The 4,124-nt window shown below is 72.1% G+C and carries 4 protein-coding genes; 2 read left to right on the top strand and 2 right to left on the bottom strand.

Going from position 1 to position 4,124, the window contains the following annotated elements; genetic code table 11:
- The first annotated feature begins 203 nt into the window (after nucleotides 1-203).
- Nucleotides 204-1,781 (top strand): hypothetical protein, encoded by a 1,578-nt coding sequence (locus RIF68_RS29560; protein ID WP_309054346.1) that lies wholly within the window; start codon nucleotides 204-206, stop codon nucleotides 1,779-1,781.
- Between the two features lie 58 nt (nucleotides 1,782-1,839).
- Here RIF68_RS29560 and RIF68_RS29565 read toward each other — a convergent pair whose 3' ends face one another.
- Complete coding sequence (locus RIF68_RS29565) at nucleotides 1,840-2,034, bottom strand: hypothetical protein (RefSeq protein ID WP_309054347.1); 195 nt, start codon at nucleotides 2,032-2,034, stop codon at nucleotides 1,840-1,842.
- Between the two features lie 344 nt (nucleotides 2,035-2,378).
- Between RIF68_RS29565 and RIF68_RS29570 the strand changes: the two genes are divergently transcribed.
- Nucleotides 2,379-3,494, top strand: a complete 1,116-nt coding sequence (locus RIF68_RS29570; protein WP_309054348.1) for an acyltransferase family protein — start codon at nucleotides 2,379-2,381, stop codon at nucleotides 3,492-3,494.
- Here RIF68_RS29570 and RIF68_RS29575 read toward each other — a convergent pair.
- Nucleotides 3,451-4,124: PP2C family protein-serine/threonine phosphatase (locus tag RIF68_RS29575; protein WP_309054349.1), on the bottom strand; the 674-nt coding region annotated here is incomplete at its 5' end. The two genes, RIF68_RS29570 and RIF68_RS29575, sit on opposite strands and share 44 nt — an antisense overlap.

Here is a 4,124-nt window from a genome sequence, read left to right on the forward strand (position 1 = left end):
TCTTCCAAACTAGCTACGCGGGTTCGATTCCCGTCGCCCGCTCCACGGTCCCACGGCCCGGACGCTTCCGCGTTCCGGGCCGTGGGTGTTTTCCGGCCCGGTGATGTCCGAGGAGCGTCATCGGCACGCGGAGTCGGCGCGGCAGTGGCTAGGGTCCCCGGATCGATCACCGAAGGGTTGATCACCGTTCCGGGGAGGGACACATGAGGAACGCGAGAGGCGGAAGACGCTCGTCCGTGGTCGCCGCGGTCGCGCTGGCGTGCTTGGCGGGGCCCGTGGGGGGCGGTACGGCGCTGGCGGCCGCGTACCCGTACACGGCGGCCGACCCGCGGGTGGGGCCGGGTGGATGCGCGGTCTCCGGGGAGCTCCCGTGGGTGGGGAACGCGGATCCGGTCCTGTCCGTGCGGGTCGCGGGGGAGGGCGCCGCGGGTGACCTGCCCGAGGTGCGGTTCCGGCTGTGGCGGGAGGGCGCGGAGGGGACTCCGGTGACGGACGCGGCCGTTCCGACTCTCGCCGGGTCGACGGCGACGCTCCAGGTGCCGAAGGAGAACGTTCCGGAGGAGGGCCCCTACTGGTGGCAGGCGCGGGTGGAGAGCGCGGACGGTGTCTCCGCGTGGACCGCGCCCTGCGGGTTCCGCACGGACCACACCGCCCCGGCGACGCCCGCGGTGACGTTCCTGGACGGTGAGACGTATCCGAGCGGGGCGGCGCCGGCGGGGACCGTGCGTACGGTGCGGGTGAGCGTGCCCGCCGGGACGGAGGCCGCCCACTTCTGCCTTTCTCCGGTCTCCGCGGAGGACACGTCCGAGTGCCCCGCCGAGCGGCGGATCGCGGTCGGGGCGGACGGTTCGGCGACGACGGCCTTCGTCACCCCGGAGGGCTCGGGGCCGGCCCAGTTCTGGGCGCGGGCCTACGACCGGGCGGGGAACAGCTGGTCGGCCGGGTACGCCGACTACTGGATCACCTCGCCGTTCCCTCAGCCGTCGGGCGACCACGACGGCGACGGCCGGCCCGACCTGCTCGGGGTCGACGCCGAGGGCCGGCTGGCTCTCCTCGCGGGCCGCGAGGGCGGCGGTTTCGCCGCGCCGGTCACGGTGGACGGCCGTGACTGGGCGCACGCGCGCGTGGCGCGGGCCGGGCACCTGATCAACCGGTACGGGCCCCAGGAGCCGAACGACGTCCGCAACGACATCGTGGCCCTGCGGGACGGGAAGCTGTACGCGTACCCCGGTGACGGCGCCGGTGGCTTCGGGGCGGCGGTGGAGATCACGGGGTACGACTGGTCGGGTGTGACCTCGCTGGACGTCACGCGGGGGAACGCGGAGCCGCCCCGGATCCTGGCGGTGCGGGACGGCCGCCTGCTGTTCTTCGACGTCTTCACCGACGCCGGGGGGACGCTCCGCGTCGACGAGCCGGTCGTGCTGGCCGGGAGCGGCTGGGAGACGAAGGAGGTCGTCGCCTCGGGCGCCGAGGCGGGGGCCGTTGTCGCGACCTTCTGGGCCCGGGACACCCGGGCGGGCACGCTCGAGTTCGCCGGGGTCGACTACGGCACCGACGCGCCGTACGCGCTGGTGGCGCGGGTGCGGGTCGCGGAGTCCGGCTGGGACGGCCGGCGGGTGCGGGCCGTGGTGCCGGCCGGGGATCTGAGCGGGGACGGGGTGGTCGATCTGGTGACGGCCGACCGGTTCGGGCGGCTCGCCGTGCGGGTGGTCGGGAGCGGTGGGGTGCCGGGCGGTGCGGTGGCCGCCGGCGGCGTGCCGGCGGGCCTGCGGCTCTTCTGATCCCGGGCACGGGCGCGGGCCCCGCCGGGATCGGTGGGGCCCGCTTCCGTGCGGTGGGTCAGAACTTTATGGAGCCGATGGTCGTCGTGATCGAGTCCAGGAAGCGCTGGATGTCGTCGGCCATGCCCGTGGAGGCGAGGAAGAAGCCGAAGAGGACGGCGACGACGGCCGGGCCGCCCTTGAGGTTCCCGCCGCGGATCAACACCACCAGAATGACTGCCAACAGCAGCACCACGGACAGCGAAATGGCCACACTGATCACACCCTCGGTCGGTTCCGCCTTGTCCACCGGGGGGTACGTGTCCGAATACACCCCCCGTTGTTCCCATGGTGCCACCAACCTGCCTGCCCTCACCGGGTGGTGACGAACCCTCGCGAACGGGAGGAGGACGCAGGGGGGACGTGCGGGGCACGGGAGGGGCACGGAGGGCAAAGAAGATAGAGAGAAATCACACAGGCGTACAACCCTGCTCGAATTGCACCGGTTCGGGGGGATCCCTCCCCGCCACACCACCCCTTTCGGGGTGATGTGTCCGGACAAAAGCCCCCGGCACCTCATGGTTTCGGGACAGAGGGTGCACAACTAACGTCACCGCAATGTCGTTCACCGCTCAGAGTGGCCCCGGCGCCACGGTCTCGCCGTCACCCGCGACGGCCCCCCTCCCCGAGGCGCGCGCCCCCCGCCCCTCCGTGCGCGACCCGTACTTCGACAACGCGAAGTACCTGGCCATCCTGCTCGTGGCCGTCGGCCACATCCTGCCCGTGGTGCTCGCGGGCAGTCAGGCCACCCGCACCCTGTACATGTGGATATACGTGTTCCACATGCCGGTGTTCGTCCTCATATCGGGCTACCTGTCGCGGAGTTACACGGGCCGGCCCGACCAGCTCAAGCGCCTGCTGACCGGCGTCGCCCTGCCGTACGTGGTCTTCGAGACCGCGTACACGCTGCTGATGCGGTGGGGCACCGAGCCGAACCGGCCGTTCAGCCTGCTCCACCCCTCGTACCTGATGTGGTTCCTGCTGGCGCTGTTCTTCTGGCGTGTGACGGCGCCCTTCTGGTCGGTGGTCCGCTGGCCGGTGGCGATCTCCGTCGGCATCGCGGCCCTCGCCGTCGTCACCCCCGGTCTCGGCGGCGCCTTCGACCTGCCCCGGGTCCTGCAGTTCCTGCCGTTCTTCGTGATCGGGCTGCGCATGAAGGCGGAGCACTTCCACCTGCTGCGCCGGACGCCGGTCCGGGTGGCGTCCGTGGTGGTGCTCGCCGTGACGCTGGTCGTCACCTACCGCGTCACCGACCGCGTCCCGCTGAACTGGATCTACCGGTCGCGCAGCGTGCAGGAGATGAACATGGAGGTGCTGCCGGGCCTGTTCTGGGCCGGTGTCCTCTTCCTGCTGACCCTGCTCCTGACGGCCGCCTTCCTGTCGCTCGTGCCGGGCGGCAACCGCTGGTTCACCGTCCTCGGCGCGGGCACCATCTGCGGCTACCTGCTGCACGGCTTCCCGATCCGTACCGGCCTCTACACCGGCTTCTACGACAAGCTCGACTGGCTCCAGACCCCGGCGGGCCGGGTGGGCATCACGGTGGCGATGCTCGCGGTGATGACGCTGCTGTGCACCCCGTTCGTGCGGAAGATCATGAAGCCGGTCACGGAACCGGACATGGCGTGGGCGTTCAGGCGCGACGGGAAAGAAGGAGCAGCGCCCGGTCGTCGTTGACGTCCTTGGCGACGGCCTCGATGAGGTCCCAGGCGACGCCCTGGAAACCGTCGGTGACGCAGCGGTCCGCCTCCCCGGTGAGGCGGTCGATGCCCTCGGCGATGTCCCGGCCGGAGGCCTCGACCAGGCCGTCGGTGAACAGCATGAGGACGTCGCCGGGGCGCAGGGAGCCCTTGACCGGGTGGAACTCGGCCCCGTCGTACACGCCGAGGAGGGGACCGTCGGCGGCCTTCTCCTCCCAGCGCCCGGTGCCGGCGTGGAGCTGGAGCGCGGGCAGGTGGCCGGCGGAGAACAGCTCGTAGTCGCCGGAGTCGAGGTCGAGGACGAGGTGGATGGAGGTGGCGAAGCCCTCGTCCCAGTTCTGCCGGAGCAGGTAGCCGTTGGCCGCGGGCAGGAAGCCGTGCGGCGGCAGTGAGCCGAGCAGGCCGCCGAAGGCACCGGAGAGCAGCAGGGAGCGGGAGGCGGCGTCCATCCCCTTGCCGGAGACGTCGGTGAGGACGACTTCCAGGGTGCGGCCGCCGTGGGTGCGGGCCGCGACCACGAAGTCGCCGGAGAACGACTGGCCGCCGGCCGGGCGCAGCGCCATCTCCCGGTGCCAGCCCTGCGGGAGGCGGGGCAGGGCGCTCTGGA

It is taken from the genome of Streptomyces sp., from assembly GCF_031178505.1.
Taxonomy (GTDB): domain Bacteria; phylum Actinomycetota; class Actinomycetes; order Streptomycetales; family Streptomycetaceae; genus Streptomyces; species Streptomyces gulbargensis.

What these genes read in the sequence shown, in the direction of transcription:
- RIF68_RS29560 (WP_309054346.1), top strand. Translation starts at nt 204, where the DNA reads ATGAGGAACGCGAGAGGCGGAAGACGCTCGTCCGTGGTCGCCGCGGTC.
- RIF68_RS29570 (WP_309054348.1), top strand. Translation starts at nt 2,379, where the DNA reads ATGTCGTTCACCGCTCAGAGTGGCCCCGGCGCCACGGTCTCGCCGTCA.